At 69.2% G+C, this 15,611-nt stretch carries 14 protein-coding genes, 2 tRNA genes and 1 pseudogene; 11 read left to right on the forward strand and 6 right to left on the reverse strand.

Going from position 1 to position 15,611, the window contains the following annotated elements:
• Positions 1-650 (forward strand): annotated as a pseudogene (locus P1P75_RS31035) (serine/threonine protein kinase); the annotation flags it as partial.
• 73 nt (positions 651-723) lie between these two features.
• Here the strand turns inward: P1P75_RS31035 and P1P75_RS31040 are convergent.
• On the reverse strand, positions 724-2,178 hold the full coding sequence (locus P1P75_RS31040) for an amino acid permease (RefSeq protein WP_319261758.1): 1,455 nt from the start codon (positions 2,176-2,178) through the stop codon (positions 724-726).
• A gap of 227 nt (positions 2,179-2,405) precedes the next feature.
• On the opposite strand from P1P75_RS31040, the gene P1P75_RS31045 reads away from it, so the two are divergent.
• Positions 2,406-2,891 (forward strand): ribose-5-phosphate isomerase, encoded by a 486-nt coding sequence (locus P1P75_RS31045; RefSeq protein WP_319261760.1) that lies wholly within the window; start codon positions 2,406-2,408, stop codon positions 2,889-2,891.
• Between the two features lie 537 nt (positions 2,892-3,428).
• Complete coding sequence (locus tag P1P75_RS31050) at positions 3,429-4,247, forward strand: DNA-formamidopyrimidine glycosylase family protein (RefSeq protein ID WP_319261762.1); 819 nt, start codon at positions 3,429-3,431, stop codon at positions 4,245-4,247.
• Positions 4,248-4,266: 19 nt separating this feature from the next.
• Here P1P75_RS31050 and P1P75_RS31055 read toward each other — a convergent pair whose 3' ends face one another.
• On the reverse strand, positions 4,267-5,532 hold the full coding sequence (locus P1P75_RS31055) for a GNAT family N-acetyltransferase (RefSeq protein ID WP_319261764.1): 1,266 nt from the start codon (positions 5,530-5,532) through the stop codon (positions 4,267-4,269).
• Positions 5,533-5,694: 162 nt separating this feature from the next.
• Between P1P75_RS31055 and P1P75_RS31060 the strand changes: the two genes are divergently transcribed.
• Positions 5,695-6,879, forward strand: coding sequence for a PP2C family protein-serine/threonine phosphatase (locus P1P75_RS31060; protein WP_319261766.1), 1,185 nt, complete (start codon positions 5,695-5,697; stop codon positions 6,877-6,879).
• Positions 6,880-6,912: 33 nt separating this feature from the next.
• Entirely contained in the window at positions 6,913-7,356 is a 444-nt protein-coding gene (locus tag P1P75_RS31065; RefSeq protein ID WP_319261767.1) for an HD domain-containing protein, read from the forward strand.
• A 19-nt stretch (positions 7,357-7,375) separates the two neighbouring features.
• On the opposite strand, the gene P1P75_RS31070 is transcribed toward P1P75_RS31065, so the two are convergent.
• A complete protein-coding gene (locus tag P1P75_RS31070) occupies positions 7,376-8,530 on the reverse strand; it encodes an acyltransferase family protein (protein ID WP_319261769.1) in 1,155 nt (384 codons plus the stop codon).
• A gap of 419 nt (positions 8,531-8,949) precedes the next feature.
• Between P1P75_RS31070 and P1P75_RS31075 the strand changes: the two genes are divergently transcribed.
• Positions 8,950-9,144 (forward strand): hypothetical protein, encoded by a 195-nt coding sequence (locus tag P1P75_RS31075; RefSeq protein WP_086773337.1) that lies wholly within the window; start codon positions 8,950-8,952, stop codon positions 9,142-9,144.
• Between the two features lie 33 nt (positions 9,145-9,177).
• On the opposite strand, the gene P1P75_RS31080 is transcribed toward P1P75_RS31075, so the two are convergent.
• Positions 9,178-9,384, reverse strand: coding sequence for a hypothetical protein (locus tag P1P75_RS31080; protein WP_319261772.1), 207 nt, complete (start codon positions 9,382-9,384; stop codon positions 9,178-9,180).
• Positions 9,385-9,540: 156 nt separating this feature from the next.
• Positions 9,541-9,611: transfer RNA gene (locus tag P1P75_RS31085), tRNA-Gly, on the reverse strand.
• Positions 9,612-9,777: 166 nt separating this feature from the next.
• Here P1P75_RS31085 and P1P75_RS31090 point away from each other — a divergent pair.
• The 5 genes from P1P75_RS31090 (at position 9,778) to clpX (ending at position 14,705) form a co-directional block, all read left to right on the forward strand.
• Positions 9,778-9,854: transfer RNA gene (locus tag P1P75_RS31090), tRNA-Pro, on the forward strand.
• A 207-nt stretch (positions 9,855-10,061) separates the two neighbouring features.
• A complete protein-coding gene (gene tig, locus P1P75_RS31095; RefSeq protein ID WP_319261774.1) occupies positions 10,062-11,453 on the forward strand; it encodes a trigger factor in 1,392 nt (463 codons plus the stop codon).
• Positions 11,454-11,826: 373 nt separating this feature from the next.
• Positions 11,827-12,435: an ATP-dependent Clp protease proteolytic subunit gene (locus P1P75_RS31100; protein ID WP_086767291.1), complete on the forward strand. Its 609-nt coding sequence runs from the start codon at positions 11,827-11,829 to the stop codon at positions 12,433-12,435.
• 114 nt (positions 12,436-12,549) lie between these two features.
• Complete coding sequence (locus tag P1P75_RS31105) at positions 12,550-13,230, forward strand: ATP-dependent Clp protease proteolytic subunit (RefSeq protein ID WP_086767288.1); 681 nt, start codon at positions 12,550-12,552, stop codon at positions 13,228-13,230.
• Positions 13,231-13,415: 185 nt separating this feature from the next.
• Positions 13,416-14,705, forward strand: a complete 1,290-nt coding sequence (clpX, locus tag P1P75_RS31110; RefSeq protein ID WP_086767285.1) for an ATP-dependent Clp protease ATP-binding subunit ClpX — start codon at positions 13,416-13,418, stop codon at positions 14,703-14,705.
• Positions 14,706-14,773: 68 nt separating this feature from the next.
• Here clpX and P1P75_RS31115 read toward each other — a convergent pair whose 3' ends face one another.
• Entirely contained in the window at positions 14,774-15,433 is a 660-nt protein-coding gene (locus tag P1P75_RS31115) for a hypothetical protein (protein WP_319261776.1), read from the reverse strand.
• Positions 15,434-15,611: the final 178 nt, after the last annotated feature.

Raw genomic sequence — 15,611 nt, forward strand, 5'->3', positions numbered from 1 at the left:
CCGCCCCGCCCCCTGCGGGCCTGCGCCGCCGTACGACCCTGATGGCGGCCGGGGGAGTGGTGGCCGTGGCCGCGGTCGTCGGGATCGTGCTGGCGTCGCTGCCGGGCGGCGGCGACGAGGGGAACCGGGCGGGCTCGTCCCCCACGACCTCCGGCAGCACCTCGCCGCACACCTCGGTCAGCCCCTCCGCCTCCCCCACGGTCGAGGGCACGGCCCGGCCGCCGAGTCTGCCGCCGGGGGCACACCAGGAGGCGGGAGGGTACGCGTGGGCGACACCGAAGGGCTGGCGGCGGGATGTGCAGACCGGCGCCGAGGTGCACTACACCGCACCCGACGGCAGGCAGGAACTCGCCGCCAAGTCCTCGCTGTCCGGCGGCGACCTGATGGAGACCTGGCGGACCTCCGAACAGAACGCGCACCAGGGCGAGGACTACCGCAAGATCCGGCTGGAGGAGACCACGTTCGACGGCCGCCCGGCGGTCGTCTGGGAGTACACCTTCACCCTCCGGGGCGCCCCCTGGCACGCCCGCCTGCTCGGCTTCGACGAGGGCGGGAAGACGTACCAGATCAACACCTGGTACCGGCCGGACATCGAGACGTCGGCGGTCCGCACGTACGAGAAGGTCAAGGACAGTTTCACGGTGCTGTGAGGGCGGGGCGGGGAGGCGGGCACGGAAGAGGGGGCCCGTGGGAACGGGCCCCCTCCGCCTGCCGGGCCGGGAACTAGACGTCGGTGCGCTGGTCGGTGCGCACCTCGTCCGGTTGCTTCAGCTTCTCCTTGACGAAGGCGATGGCGATGACGATCGCGGCGACGAGCAGCGACAGCAGCACCGTGGTCCGGCCGTCGTGCTCGGTGTCGGTCAGCATGTAACCGAGGATGAACACGATGAGCCCGGCCGTGGCCCAGGTCAGGTACGGGTACAGCCACATCCGCACGACGAGCTTCTCCGGCGACTCCGCCTGGATGATCTTCCGCATCCGCAGCTGGGAGAAGCAGATCACCAGCCACACGAACAGGGCGACGGCGCCACTGGAGTTGACGAGGAAGAGGAAGACGGACTCCGGGTACTCGTAGTTGAAGAAGACGGCGACGAACCCGAACACCACGGAGACGATGATCGCGTTCCTCGGCACGCCCCGCGAGGTGGTCCGTGCGAAGGCCTTCGGTGCGTCCCCGCGCTCACCGAGCGAGAACGCCATGCGGGAGGCGGTGTAGAGCCCGGAGTTGAGGCAGGACAGCACCGAGGTCAGCACGATGAACTTCATGATCTCACCGGCGTTCGCGATGCCGAGCGAGTCGAGGGCGGCGACGTAGGAACCCTGCTCCTTGAGGGAGGGGTCGTTCCACGGCAGCAGGGTGACCACGACGAAGATCGACCCGAGGTAGAAGACGCCGATACGCCAGATGATGCTGTTGGTGGACTTCGTGACGGCCCGCTGCGGGTTCTCCGACTCACCGGCGGCCAGGGTCGCGATCTCGCTGCCCATGAAGGAGAAGACGACGAGGAGTACGCCGGTGAGGATGGCGCCGGGCCCGTGGGGCAGGAAGCCGCCGTGGTCGACGAGGTTGCCGACACCGGCCTTGTCGCTGTCGACGCCGGGCAGCACGCCGAACACGGCGAGTCCGCCGATGACGATGAAGGCACCGATGGCGACGACCTTGATGCCGGCGAACCAGAACTCGAACTCGCCGTAGGAGCCGACGGAGACGAGGTTGGTGGCGGTCAGCACCACCATCACGATGAGCGCCCATCCCCACTGCGGCACGGCGGGGATCCACGATTCGAGGATGGCGGCACCGGCGGTGGCCTCCACGGCCAGGACGACGACCCAGAAGAACCAGTAGAGCCAGCCGATGGAGAACCCGGCCCAGGGGCCGAGCGCGCGGTCGGCGTGCGCGGAGAACGAACCCGAGGTCGGGTTGGCGGCGGACATCTCGCCCAGCATCCGCATCACCAGCACCACGAGCGTGCCGACGAGAGCGTAGGAGAGAAGGATGCCGGGGCCTGCGGTGGCGATGCCGGCACTTGATCCGACGAACAGTCCGGCTCCGATGACACCGCCGATGGCGATCATCGACAGGTGACGGTTCTTGAGGCCCGCGTGGAGACCGGAGTGGGGCTCTTGGGGATCTCCGGGGCCGTTTCCGGCCTTTGTCAGGGTCGGCTGCGAAGTCATGGGACGGATTTCCTTTGCGCCGCGTGAGGGGGTCTCCCGTACGAGCGGTGTACGGGCCGTGCGGGAGGCATACGAGCCGGACCAGTGAATCCGAGGTGAATGGATTCGGGAACCTTTGATTCCGGATCGTTACTTGAGGTTTCCCTGAGCTTCCATTGTGTTGCCTCCGCTTTTCCGGCGCGATACCCGGCGCTGCTACCCGGCAACACCCGTGTCACACTCATCCCATGCGCGTGTATCTCGGCTCGGACCATGCCGGCTTCGAACTCAAGAACCACCTCGTCGAATGGCTGAAGGAGGCGGGTCACGACCCGGTCGACTGCGGCCCGCACATCTACGACGCCCAGGACGACTACCCGCCCTTCTGCCTCCGCGCGGCCGAGCGGACCGCCGCCGACCCCGACGCCATCGGCATCGTCATCGGGGGCTCCGGAAACGGCGAGCAGATCGCCGCGAACAAGGTGAAGGGCGTCCGGGCCGCCCTCGCGTGGAGCGAGGAGACGGCCTCCCTCGGCCGCCAGCACAACAACGCCAACGTCATGGCGGTGGGCGCCCGCATGCACACCCAGGACGAGGCGACGAAGTTCGTCGAGACCTTCCTCGCCACCCCGTTCTCGGGCGACGACCGTCACATCCGCCGCATCGACATGCTGACGGCCTACGAGACGACCTCGGAACTCCCCCCGATCCCGGCACACCACCCGCAGGGCTGAGCCGCCAGGACGGACCGACCTGGCGGGTTACGGCGGAGTCCTGGACAAGGCTGATCCCTCCCCTTCCCGGGGCTGGGTCGAGCCGGTCAGGACGGGCGACTCGTCAGGGGTGGAGCAAGGCCCCCCGGACAAGGGTTCCCTCCCCCTGCGGAGTCGGGTGGGCAGGGTTTCAGGGGTGCAGGGGGCGGAGCCCCCGCCGCGTCCGGGACGTCGCCGGCGAATCCGCTCGGCCGACGCTGATGGGCAGCTACGGGCCGGCGAACTGCCGTTTCCACGGCGTGTTTCTGGCCCGTAGCTGCCCATGGCTCGGGCTTGACGGGATGCGCCAACAGCATCCTGGTCCGGGACGGAGTCCCGGGACGCACCTCGACGCTCCCCTCACCGAGCCGGGCGGATCGGGTGGGTAGATGTTCCGGGGGTGCGGGGGCGGAGCCCCCGCCGGCGCCGGGGCGGAGCCCCCGGGTCGAGGGCCACCTCTCGACCGGCCGAGTCGGGCGGGCGGGTGGGCAGGGAAAGACCAACCGAAGGGACCCCACCGTGCCGGAAGGGCACACGATCCACCGCCTCGCCCAGGACTACGCCCGTTTCACCGCGAGCCCACCGCAGGTGACCAGCCCCCAGGGCAAGTTCTCCGATGCCGCAGCCCTCCTCACCGGCACCGCACTCACCCGCACCGAGGCCCACGGCAAGCACCTGTTCCTCGGCTTCGCCGCAGACACCTGGGTCCACATCCACCTGGGCCTCTTCGGCAAGGTCACGTTCGGCGAGGCGACCCCGGACACCCCCGCACCCCCGCCCACGGACACCGTCCGCCTGCGCCTGGCCGCCGCCACCGGCTATGTGGACCTCCGCGGTCCCACCACCTGCGCCCTGATCACGGACGCCGAGAAGCAGGCGGTACACGACCGCCTCGGCCCCGACCCCCTCCGTGCGGACGCCGACCCGGACCGGGCGTACCGCCGTGTCTCCCGCAGCCGTACGACGATCGCCGCCCTCCTGATGGACCAGAAGATCATCGCGGGCGTCGGCAACGTCTACCGCGCCGAGGTCCTCTTCCGGCACGGCATCGACCCCTACCGTGCCGGCAAGGACATCACTCCTGCGGAGTGGACGGCGATCTGGTCGGACCTGGTGGCGCTGATGCGCGAGGGTGTCCGCGACAACCGCATCGACACGGTCCGCCCGGAGCACACCCCGGAGGCGATGGGCCGCCCGCCCCGCGTCGACGACCACGGCGGCGAGGTGTACGTCTACCGGCGCACCCACCAGCCGTGCCTCCTGTGCGGCGACCAGGTCCGCACCGCCCCCCTCGCGGCCCGCAACCTCTTCTGGTGCCCCACCTGCCAGAAGACCTGACGCACCGCCCCTCGGGAACTCAGAACCCGTGCGGCAGCCAGGGTTCCCCGCTCGCCGACCCGAACCCCACCGAGGCCTCGGCCAGGGCCCCCGGCCGCAGCTCCCGCACCCGTCCGGCCCGAGCCAGCGAGCCCAGCGACACGCCCCCGAGGTACGCCGCCCCCAACTCCCGTACGGACAGGCGCAGATCGGCCGCATCCGTCGTAGGCGAACAGACGGCCCCCTTCGTGTCCCCCGACAGCCGCCAACGTCCGGTGTTCCACGGGCAGAAGGTGTCCTCGACGTCCAGCACCACGTCCACCGGCGCCTGGTAGGTCCGCGACTCCAGCGCGGCCCCGACGTCCACCAGCCGTACGTACAGGGAGTCCCGCACCCGCACTTCGCACCGCCGGATGTCGGAGACGAGATGCTGCCAGGCCTCGTCCAGCGGCCGGCCCCGCACCTTCAGCGAGCTCGTGAGGTCGATCCCGAACAGGAACCGCCACAGCGCCGCCTCCGACACCGCGTCGACCGCGACGAGGTCGGTCAGCAGCACCTCACCGTTGTGCCCGGAGTCCGTCCACCTCGGCTTCACCCGGTACCGGACATACCCCGTGACCTCCCCGTCCCGCTCGGCCAGCACGCACTGCAACGGCGACGCCCCGCCCCGCTCGCTCTCCGGGTCGAGCACCCCGAGCCGCTCCCAGCCGGGCTGCCGCGCCAGCATCCCCGCCCGCAGCGGCACGGTCCGCGCGTACACCGTCTCGCACACGTCGAGGACGGCCCCGGTCTCGGCGTACCGCAGCCGTACGTCGTCGGTACCGGCCGGGACGGACAGCCGTACCCGGCTGGTGTCGATCTCGGCGTGCAGCCCGAAGGTCGCCGCGCCGTAGCCGAACCGCCCGTAGATGGCGGGCTCGGAGGCGGTGAGGACGGCGAGTGGATCGCCCCACGTACGGATGTCGTCCAGCTGCCGCCGCATCATCGAGGTCAGCACCCCGCGCCGGCGGTGCGTCGCGGACACGGAGACCATGGTCACCCCGGCCGTCGGCACCGAGGCCCCGCCGGGTACCGTCAGCCGGAAGTCGAAGGCCCCGGCCGTCCCGACCAGTTCGGCCCCGTCCCAGGCGCCGAAGGACCGTTCGTACGGTGTGATGTCGCGCCACAGCGCGCGTTCCTCGGCCGATTCGCCGGCCCCGCCGAAGGCGCGCAGCAGGGTGTCGTACCAATTGTCCCAGTCGTCCCGCCGTAAGGGCCGCAGGTCGGTCGCCGGGAGGCCCGCACGGCCCGTCGCCTCAGTCGTCATGGATCCTGCCTACCAGGGCAATGCGGGACGAGCGAGGGAATTTCTCCCTCCTGGCGGCACGAGCGCTTTCCGTGCCGTTCACTGTGAAGTCGAGCCTCGGACGGGGGACAAGTGGGACCTCCCGTGCCAAGCGGTGGGTTGGATGGATAGGGTCCCGAACTAATGGCAGCAGGACGACAGCGGCGCTCGGAAGCCGAGACGTTGACGGCCCGGATGAAGCACCTGGTGCACCGGGTCCGCACAGGCCTGCGCAGAAGTGCCGTGGACTACTTCCGCGGCGACGGTTCCGACTGGATCGCGCTGGCCGGTCTGCTGCTCACCGTTCCGGTGATCGCGGCCGTCACACTCACCGATCCGGTGTGGTGCTCACCGGCCGCCCTGGTCCTGCCCATCGTCGCCGGCGGCCTCGTGCTGCGCCCGGCGTCCCTGCTCGGCCTGTACGCGGCGGCGGCCACGGCGCTGATCGTGGAGTCGGTGCAGCTCGGCCCGTACACGGAGGGCGCGGCCCGGGTCACGCCCGGTGTGGTGCTGGTCGTCGCGGCCTGCGGCTTCGTCGGTCTGCTCATCGCCCAGTTCCGCAGCCGGGTCGGCGTGCCCTGGCGGCGCGGCGGCACCATGCTGTTCGACCTGCGCGAACGCATCCGGGTGCAGAGCAAGCTGCCGACGCTGCCGCGCGGCTGGCACCGGGAGATGGCGCTGCGGCCCGCGGGCGGCCAGTCGTTCTCCGGCGACTTCGTCGTGGCGGCCCGCACCAACGGCGGCCGCACCATGGAGGTCGTCCTCACGGACGTCTCCGGCAAGGGCATGGACGCGGGCTCGCGGGCCCTGCTGCTGTCCGGCGCCTTCGGCGGCCTGCTCGGCTCCCTGCCCCCGCACGCCTTCCTCCCGGCCGCCAACGGCTACCTCCTCCGCCAGGACTGGGACGAGGGCTTCGCCACCTCCATCCACCTCGTCCTCGACCTCGACTCCGGGGACTACGAGCTGTACTCCGCGGGACACCCACCAGGTCTCCAGCTCAGCGCGGGCAGCGGCCGCTGGGAGGAGAAGGCCGCGGAGGGCCCGCTGCTCGGCGTGTACGAGGGCGCCCAGTTCGACCCGGTGAAGGGCACGCTGCGCCCCGGCGACGTGCTCATGCTGTTCACCGACGGCCTGGTGGAGACCTCCGACCGTGACATCGTCGAGGGCATCGACCGCCTCACCGGCGAGGCCGACCGCTATGTCGCGGGCGGCTTCCAGGGCGCGGCCTGGCACCTGATCGAGGCGGTCGCCAAGGACGTCAACGACGACCGGGCCCTGCTCCTGGTCTGCCGCGAGGGCCCGACGGCCCAGGCGGCCTCGCTGCTGTAGACCCGGACGGCCGGCTCCCGCGGAAGGACACGCATGCTGACCCTCACCGAGGTCGAGACCCTCGCCCGCACGGCCCACGAGGGCCAGACCGACAAGGCGGGCCGCCCCTACACCGAGCACCTCCAGGCGGTCGCGGACGGCGTACGGTCCCGGGGCGGCGACCCCGACCAGATCGCGGCGGCCTGGCTGCACGACGCCGTCGAGGACGACGCGCTCTGCGAGACCTGGCTGAGCGAGGCGGCCCTGAGCGACCGTACGAAGGCTGTCGTCCGGGCGGTCACCAAGCGGGCGGGGGAGACGCCTCAGGAGTACGCCGGGCGCATTCTGGCCACCCCGGGTGCCCTCCTGGTGAAGGAGGCCGACCTCGCGCACAACGCCGACCCGGCCCGGCTGGCCGTCCTGGACGAACCGACCCGCACCCGCCTGACCGAGAAGTACGCCCGCATGCGCGCACTCCTCGGCCTGACGGCTCCGTAGCCGGGCGCCCTGGGCGTCCCTAGGCGTCGACCTTCGCGCGATCCTGCGCCGGCACCCTCGTCTGCACCCGGACCGGCTCGGCGGGGACGTCCCGCTGCTTGAACGCCCAGTCCATCCTCGGCTCCGTCACGCCCCGGAACACCCACCGGACGGGCTTGGTGCACAGCAGGGTGACGGCGAGGCCGGCGGCCACGGTGACGGCGATCTCACCCAGCGGGCCGTGCAGCCACTCGGGCTCGTACAGGCCACGGTAGTCGGCGCCCTTGGTCAGGAAGCCGTGCAGCAGGTAGCCGTAGAGGGTGCCCGCGCCGAGCGCCGTGAACCACATCGTGCGGCCCGGCACCCAGGAGAAGAAGCAGACGGTCAGCAGCAACGCACAGCCGAACAGCGCCAGTTGCATGACGGGGCCCACCCACCACGGCACGCCCAGTTCCTGCGCGGAGGAGCGGTGATAGAGCCAGCCGGTGTTCATCCGCGGCACCGCCCACCAGGAGAAGGCCAGCGCGAACACGAGCACCGGCACGGCCGCGATCCGCACCGGCCGGCTGCGCACCATCCGGAAGTGCTCGGGCCGCAGGCACAGCCCCAGCACGAAGTACGGCAGGAACTGAAGGACACGCTGAAGGTCCAGGTCGCCGGTGATGCCCGGCGTGACGGACGCCAGCATGGCGATGCCCAGCGCGACCGGCAGCGGATGGCGGATCATCTTCCAGATCGGAGTGGTCAGCCGCCAGATGAACAGCGCGCACAGGAACCAGGTCAGGTAGTACGGGTCGAGGAGTGTGACGGTGACCTGGGGATCGTGGTCGACGACCTGCTTGAACAGCGGATAGGCCGTCTCGAAGACGACGTACGGCACGACGACACCGGTCACCAGGCGCTTCAGCCGGGCCGGGCTGCCGTCGAAACCGCGCGAGAAGTAGCCGGAGATGAGGATGAACGCCGGCATGTGGAAGGCGTACACGAACTGGTAGGCGGCCTGGAGCACCCGGCTGTCGCCCTTCAGGGGCTCCCAGGAGTGGCCGATGGCGACCAGCACGATCGCCAGGTACTTGGCGTTGTCGAAGAACGCGTCACGCTGCTTCGACCGTCTGTCGGGTGACGGTCGGTGCTGATCTTTCTCACTCCGGGATGAGTTCGGACTCGACAGGGAAGACGAAGCGGCGTGGAACATCTGAGGGACCCTAGCGTTGTCATGGCGGTCCGTAAAACATTCCTCGTCAATGAGATCTCATTCCTCCCAATTTCCAAGTGGCCGCCCTCTGAAGCGTCTTGAATGTCGCGATTCATCCCGACTAAAAGGTGCAAAACGGCGGTTGTGGGGGTGTCGGAGGAGTGTCGGAGGAGACTCTGTGCCCACAATTCGAATTACCTGCACGCCAGTTGTGAATTTGTATGCGGAGTTCCTCCGGCAATTGCGGCGCGGCGGGCTCCGGCGGGCGGTACGGCCCGCTCGGACCCGGACGGTTGCCGCCGAGGATGCGTCAGCCGCCGCATAGGCAGGCCGCGTTGGTGGCACGATGGTCTAGGCGGGGTGCGCGGGTCGCGTCCCCCGGGCCGGGCGAGCGGACCGACGAGGGTGTGTGATCAGTTGTGGCCATTTCACTGTCAGTGGTGCTGCTGTTGGCGATCGTCCTGGTCGTCCTGATCAGAGGCGGGTCGATCAAGGCGGGCCCAGCCATAGTCGCGATCCTGTTCGGCTTCTTCCTCGCCTCGACGGGCATGGCCCCGTCGATCAACCGCTTCCTCGACTCCCTCGCCGAAACGATCAACTCGATCAGCTTCTAGGCCGCATCCGGCACGACCTGGGCGACACCGGCCCTACAGCTCGTCGTCCCGCGCCAGGATCAGGCTGACCGAGCCGTCCTCAAGGTTGCTGCCGCCCTCTGGATGCTCGTGACAGCCGCCCCGCAGTTCGGGAGCGGCAAGCCCGATGAGCCGCTCGGCCAGTTCCCGCAACCCCTCGGCGTCGGCCGCGACGGTGATTTCGGTGGCCGAGCCGTACACCTTGATCCGGGCCTCATCCATCCGGCCACGCTACGGCGCCGCCCCGCACTCCCACCCGCCGTCGGCCCCGATGCCCTGCCGCGAGCTCAGGCGCCGTGCCGTACCGAACACCACCCCGCGAACGCCTCAGGGCCAGGTCGCAGGAATGAACCTGCGACCTGGCCCTGAGCCATGCAGAGCGGGCGACGGGAATCGAACCCGCGTAGCTAGTTTGGAAGACTAGGGCTCTACCATTGAGCTACGCCCGCACACGCGCGCCGCAGGTCGGGCGACCGCGGCACTTCAGGCATCTTAGCGGGTCGGCCGCCCTCGCCGCACACCCCGTTTCCCTGCCGCGCCCGGAGCTCCGGCGGACCCTCGGTGAATGCGAGGGCCGGGCGGCCTCGGGGCATGTACCCTACGTGTCGCACCAGACGGGGTGTGGCGCAGCTTGGTAGCGCGTCCGCTTTGGGAGCGGAAGGCCGTGGGTTCAAATCCCGCCACCCCGACCATCTGCGTCATCTGCGCGCCATCCGCGCGATCATGCCGGGCGCCGCACCGGGGATCGTCTTTTGGGCGGCTCAGCTGCTGCGGCTACTATGCAGACTGCGCGCCCGTGTGTCCCCGGCCCACCGGCCTCGAACTCTCCCGGGCGCTGAATCGCCGGACCTGTCAGGTCCCGGCGAAACCCAAGCAGTCAGCCACAAGGAGACCGAACCGTGAAGAGCGCCGTGGAGACCCTGAACCCGACTCGGGTTCGGCTCACTGTCGAGGTGCCCTTCGAGGAGCTCAAGGACAGCCTCGACGCGGCGTACAAGAAGATCAACCAGCAGGTCACGGTGAAGGGCTTCCGTAAGGGCAAGATCCCGGCCCGGATCATCGACCAGCGGTTCGGCCGCGGAGCCGTGCTGGAGGAGGCCGTCAACGACGCGCTTCCGAAGTTCTACACGGAGGCGGTCAACGGGGCCGAGCTGGACGTCCTCGGCCAGCCCGAGGTCGACATCACGGAGCTGAAGGACGGCGAGACGCTGAACTTCACCGCCGAGGTCGACATCCGTCCCGTGCTCGAGCTCCCGGAGGACTTCTCCTCCATCGAGGTCGAGGTCGACGCCGTCGAGGTCAGCGACGAGGACATCGAGAAGTCGGTGGAGCAGCTCCGTGAGCGCTTCGCGTCGACCTCTCCGGTCGAGCGTGCGGCCGAGGACGGCGACGTCGTCACCGTCGACCTGGAGGCCAAGGTCGACGGCGAGGTCCTGGAGGACGGCGTCGCCGACGGCGTCTCCTACACGATCGGCTCCGGCGAGCTGCTCGAGGGCATCGACGACGCCGTGAAGGGCCTGGAGGCCGGTGGCGAGGCCACCTTCACCTCCGAGCTGAAGGGCGGCTCCGCCGCCGGGCAGCAGGCCGAGGTCACCGTCAAGGTCACCCAGGTCGCCGCTCGTGAACTGCCCGAGCTGGACGACGAGTTCGCGCAGCTCGCCTCCGAGTTCGACACCCTGGAGGAGCTGAAGGCCGACAGCCGCAAGCGCCTCGCCAACATGAAGCAGTACGACCAGGCGACCCAGGCCCAGGAGCGCGTCCTGGAGAAGCTCCTGGAGCTGGTCGAGGTGCCCGTCCCCGAGAAGCTGCTCGCGGACGAGATCAACACCCGCAAGCACAACCTGGAGCACCACCAGCTCGACCAGATGGGTCTGACCCTCGAGAAGTACCTGGAGCTCCAGGGCAAGACCGTCGAGGAGTTCGAGACCGAGACCCGCGAGGCCGCGGTCAAGGGCATCAAGACCCAGTTCGTCCTCGACGAGCTGGTCAAGCGCGAGAAGCTGAACGTGAACCAGGAGGAGCTGACCGAGCACCTCATGCGCCGCGCCGCCTCCTCGGGCATGTCCCCCGACCAGTTCGCGCAGGCGGTCGTCGAGGGCGGTCAGGTTCCGCTCCTCGTCGGCGAGGTCGCCCGCGGCAAGGCGCTGGCCGTGGTCGTCGAGTCCGCCACGGTGAAGGACACCAACGGCGAGGTCATCGACCTGGACGACGAGGAGGAGGACACCGAGGAGGCCGCAGAGGCCACCACGGAGGACGCCGCCGAGTCCGCCGAGGACAAGCCCGAGGCCTGAGCCTCGCGCCACTCCTGAAGCGATCGAGAGGGCCCCGGAGCACCACGCTCCGGGGCCCTCTCGGCGTACGGCCCGGCAGTCCGCTCCCGGACGCGGGGCCCCCGCCGGTCCGCGGGTTCAGCCGCGGGTCCGCGAACCGGCCACCGGGTCCCGCTCCGCCCCCCGCCCACGATCCGGGCCCGAATCCGTCCCGCCACCGGTGGCCCCGGCTACGCCCCCGGCGAACACTCACCTCTCCGGGATTCTCCGAAGGGACCCGCGCGTTAGGGTCCATGAATACGAGGGCAGGGGAGTCCCCGTTGCCCCCGGCAGTACACGTGAGACGGCCCGGACGCCGTCGATAAGACGAGCAGGTGGATACGTGACGAATCTGATGCCCTCCGCCGCCGGCGACCCTTCCATCGGTGGTGGCCTCGGCGACCAGGTCTACAACCGGCTGCTCGGCGAGCGGATCATCTTCCTCGGCCAGGCGGTCGACGACGACATCGCCAACAAGATCACCGCGCAGCTGCTGCTCCTTGCCGCCGACCCGGACAAGGACATCTTCCTCTACATCAACAGCCCCGGCGGCTCGATCACGGCCGGCATGGCGATCTACGACACCATGCAGTTCATCAAGAACGACGTGGTCACCATCGCGATGGGCCTCGCGGCCTCGATGGGCCAGTTCCTGCTCAGTGCCGGCACGCCCGGCAAGCGCTTCGCGCTGCCGAACGCCGAGATCCTGATCCACCAGCCCTCCGCCGGTCTGGCCGGCTCGGCCTCGGACATCAAGATCCACGCCGAGCGGCTGCTGCACACCAAGAGGCGCATGGCTGAGCTGACCTCGCAGCACACCGGCCAGTCGGTCGAGCAGGTCACCCGGGACTCGGACCGCGACCGCTGGTTCGACGCCTTCGAGGCCAAGGAGTACGGCCTCATCGACGACGTCATCCCCACGGCCGCCGGCATGCCGGGCGGCGGCGGTACCGGGGCGGCCTAGCACGGGCTCGTCGCGGCCCAGGTGGTCCCGCCGGACATCCGGCGCCCCCCAGGCCGTCAGCGTCCCTCTCAGCCCCCTTCACCGACCGCCCCAGCCTTCTCTCCAGGAGACACCGTGAACGACTTCCCCGGCAGCGGCCTCTACGCCCGCACCGAGGCCGAATACACCGGCCCCCGCGCCGAGTCCCGCTACGTCATCCCGCGCTTCGTCGAGCGCACCTCCCAGGGCATCCGCGAGTACGACCCGTACGCGAAGCTCTTCGAGGAGCGGGTGATCTTCCTCGGCGTGCAGATCGACGACGCCTCCGCCAACGACGTCATGGCGCAGCTGCTGTGCCTGGAGTCGATGGACCCCGACCGGGACATCTCGGTCTACATCAACAGCCCCGGCGGTTCCTTCACGGCGCTCACGGCGATCTACGACACGATGCAGTTCGTGAAGCCCGACGTCCAGACGGTCTGCATGGGCCAGGCGGCCTCGGCCGCCGCGATCCTGCTCGCCGCCGGTACGCCCGGCAAGCGCATGGCGCTGCCGAACGCCCGTGTGCTGATCCACCAGCCGTACAGCGAGACCGGCCGCGGTCAGGTCTCCGACCTGGAGATCGCCGCGAACGAGATCCTGCGGATGCGCGGTCAGCTGGAGGACATGCTGGCCAAGCACTCCACCACGCCGATCGAGAAGATCCGCGAGGACATCGAGCGCGACAAGATCCTCACGGCCGAGGACGCGCTGGCGTACGGCCTGATCGACCAGATCATCTCGACCCGCAAGATGAACAACGCCGACCTGCACTGACGCGGGTGGGGGAGTATCGTCTGCCGCCCCTTGGCATGGTGTGACACGGTCCACGTGGAAGTGAACCGTGCCAAGGGGGGCCCGGACGGGGGGCCCGGCAAGGTACCGTCGACATAAGGCAGCACCAGGAGACGCTGGACTCGAAAGATGTTCCAGTCGTCTCCCAGGCGAAGGGGAAGCACACCGTGGCACGCATCGGTGACGGCGGCGATCTGCTCAAGTGCTCGTTCTGCGGCAAGAGCCAGAAGCAGGTCAAGAAGCTCATCGCAGGGCCCGGTGTGTACATCTGCGACGAGTGCATCGACCTCTGCAACGAGATCATCGAGGAAGAACTCGCGGAGACGAGCGAGGTCCGCTGGGAGGAACTCCCCAAGCCGCGCGAGATCTACGAGTTCCTCGAGGGCTATGTGGTCGGCCAGGAGCCGGCCAAGAAGGCCCTGTCGGTCGCGGTGTACAACCACTACAAGCGGGTCCAGGCCGGTGAGCACGGCGGCGGTCAAAACCGCGAGGACGCCATCGAGTTGGCGAAGTCCAACATCCTCCTGCTGGGCCCCACGGGCTCCGGCAAGACCCTCCTCGCGCAGACCCTGGCGCGCATGCTGAACGTCCCGTTCGCGATCGCCGACGCCACGGCGCTCACCGAGGCGGGGTACGTCGGCGAGGACGTCGAGAACATCCTGCTGAAGCTGATCCAGGCCGCCGACTACGACGTCAAGAAGGCCGAGACCGGGATCATCTACATCGATGAGATCGACAAGGTCGCGAGGAAGAGTGAAAACCCCTCGATCACCCGCGACGTCTCGGGCGAGGGCGTCCAGCAGGCCCTGCTGAAGATCCTCGAGGGCACCACGGCCTCGGTCCCGCCGCAGGGCGGACGCAAGCACCCGCACCAGGAGTTCATCCAGATCGACACGACGAACGTCCTGTTCATCGTGGGCGGTGCCTTCTCGGGCCTGGAGAAGATCATCGAGTCGCGGGCCGGCGCCAAGGGCATCGGCTTCGGCGCGACCATCCACTCGAAGCGGGAGCTGGCGGCCAAGGACCAGTTCGAGGACGTCATGCCCGAGGACCTGGTCAAGTTCGGCATGATCCCCGAGTTCATCGGCCGCCTCCCCGTGATCACCTCGGTCCACAACCTGGACCGCGAGGCCCTGCTCCAGATCCTCATCGAGCCGCGCAACGCGCTGGTGAAGCAGTACCAGCGCCTTTTCGAACTCGACGGCGTGGAGCTGGACTTCGAGCGGGAGGCCCTGGAGGCCATCGCCGACCAGGCCATCCTCCGCCAGACCGGCGCGCGCGGCCTGCGCGCCATCATGGAGGAGGTACTCATGTCGGTGATGTACGAGGTCCCGTCCCGCAAGGACGTGGCCCGCGTGGTCATCACCGCCGACGTCGTCCGCTCCAACGTCAACCCCACCCTGATCCCTCGCGACGCCCGCAACGGCCGGGGGCCGGGGGAGCAGAAGACGGCGTAACCGCCACCGCGCACGAGGAAGGGCCCTGGTCGGGAGACCGGGGCCCTTTCCGTCGTACCGAGGGTGGGTCAGGCCTTGACGCGGATCTGCTCCCGCAGCTTCGTGGTGAGGTCGACCGCGGTGTCCTTGCCGACACCCGTGCCGGTGTTGTCACCCGGCGAGACCATGGCGACCGTGCTGTAGTCGGCCCAGGCGCAGAACCAGTCGGTCGACTCCTTCTTGGTGAGCGCGTTGGTGCTCTTCGTCGCCTGGCACTTGGCGACCGCGCCGCCGATCTCGACCTCCTCGGGGTCACCGACGAGCTTCACGTTCTGCATGCCGCCGGTGTTACTGGTCGAGCTGTCCTTGATCTTCTTCTGGATGGAGGCGAAGAACAGGTCCAGGGTCGCCTGCGGATCGGCGATCTTGCCGTAACCGCCCACCATCGTCATGCCCTTGGCGGCCAGCAGCTCGGACTGGCTGGGCAGCGTGGAGGGGTCCTCAGGGTCGTAGTCGCTGAAGTCGGCGGTCGACCACTGCCCGGCGACGGTCGTGCCGCCCTTGACGCCGCTCTTCTCCATGTCCTTCGTGGTGTCGGAGTCGCTGACCTGAGCGCCGTCGCCGACCCGCTTGTACTCGGTGACCACCGTCTCCGGCGTCGTCAGCGTGTGCGCCCCGTCGTCCTCCAGGCCGCCGCTGCCGGTCCCGCCGAGCACGAAGTACGCGCCCACACCGAGGGCGGCGACCACCGCGACCGCGCCGATGACGATGCCGGCCTTCTTGCCGCCGCCGCCCGGCGGCTGCCTTTATAACCCATCTGAGGCGCCCGCCGAACCAAGAAGGGAAGTTACTGTGGGTGGCGAAACAATAAAAAAAAAAGAACAAGCACAAGAGATAATAACAACGCACGAATACACAACCAAAAAA

Source organism: Streptomyces sp. ID05-39B (assembly GCF_033794725.1).
GTDB classification, from domain to species: domain Bacteria; phylum Actinomycetota; class Actinomycetes; order Streptomycetales; family Streptomycetaceae; genus Streptomyces; species Streptomyces bobili.

Coding starts and splice junctions, on each gene's coding strand:
- P1P75_RS31040 (WP_319261758.1), bottom strand. CDS start 2,178: ATGACTTCGCAGCCGACCCTGACAAAGGCCGGAAACGGCCCCGGAGAT.
- P1P75_RS31045 (WP_319261760.1), top strand. CDS start 2,406: ATGCGCGTGTATCTCGGCTCGGACCATGCCGGCTTCGAACTCAAGAAC.
- P1P75_RS31055 (WP_319261764.1), bottom strand. CDS start 5,532: ATGACGACTGAGGCGACGGGCCGTGCGGGCCTCCCGGCGACCGACCTG.
- P1P75_RS31060 (WP_319261766.1), top strand. CDS start 5,695: ATGGCAGCAGGACGACAGCGGCGCTCGGAAGCCGAGACGTTGACGGCC.
- P1P75_RS31065 (WP_319261767.1), top strand. CDS start 6,913: ATGCTGACCCTCACCGAGGTCGAGACCCTCGCCCGCACGGCCCACGAG.
- P1P75_RS31070 (WP_319261769.1), bottom strand. CDS start 8,530: ATGTTCCACGCCGCTTCGTCTTCCCTGTCGAGTCCGAACTCATCCCGG.
- P1P75_RS31080 (WP_319261772.1), bottom strand. CDS start 9,384: ATGGATGAGGCCCGGATCAAGGTGTACGGCTCGGCCACCGAAATCACC.
- P1P75_RS31100 (WP_086767291.1), top strand. CDS start 11,827: ATGCCCTCCGCCGCCGGCGACCCTTCCATCGGTGGTGGCCTCGGCGAC.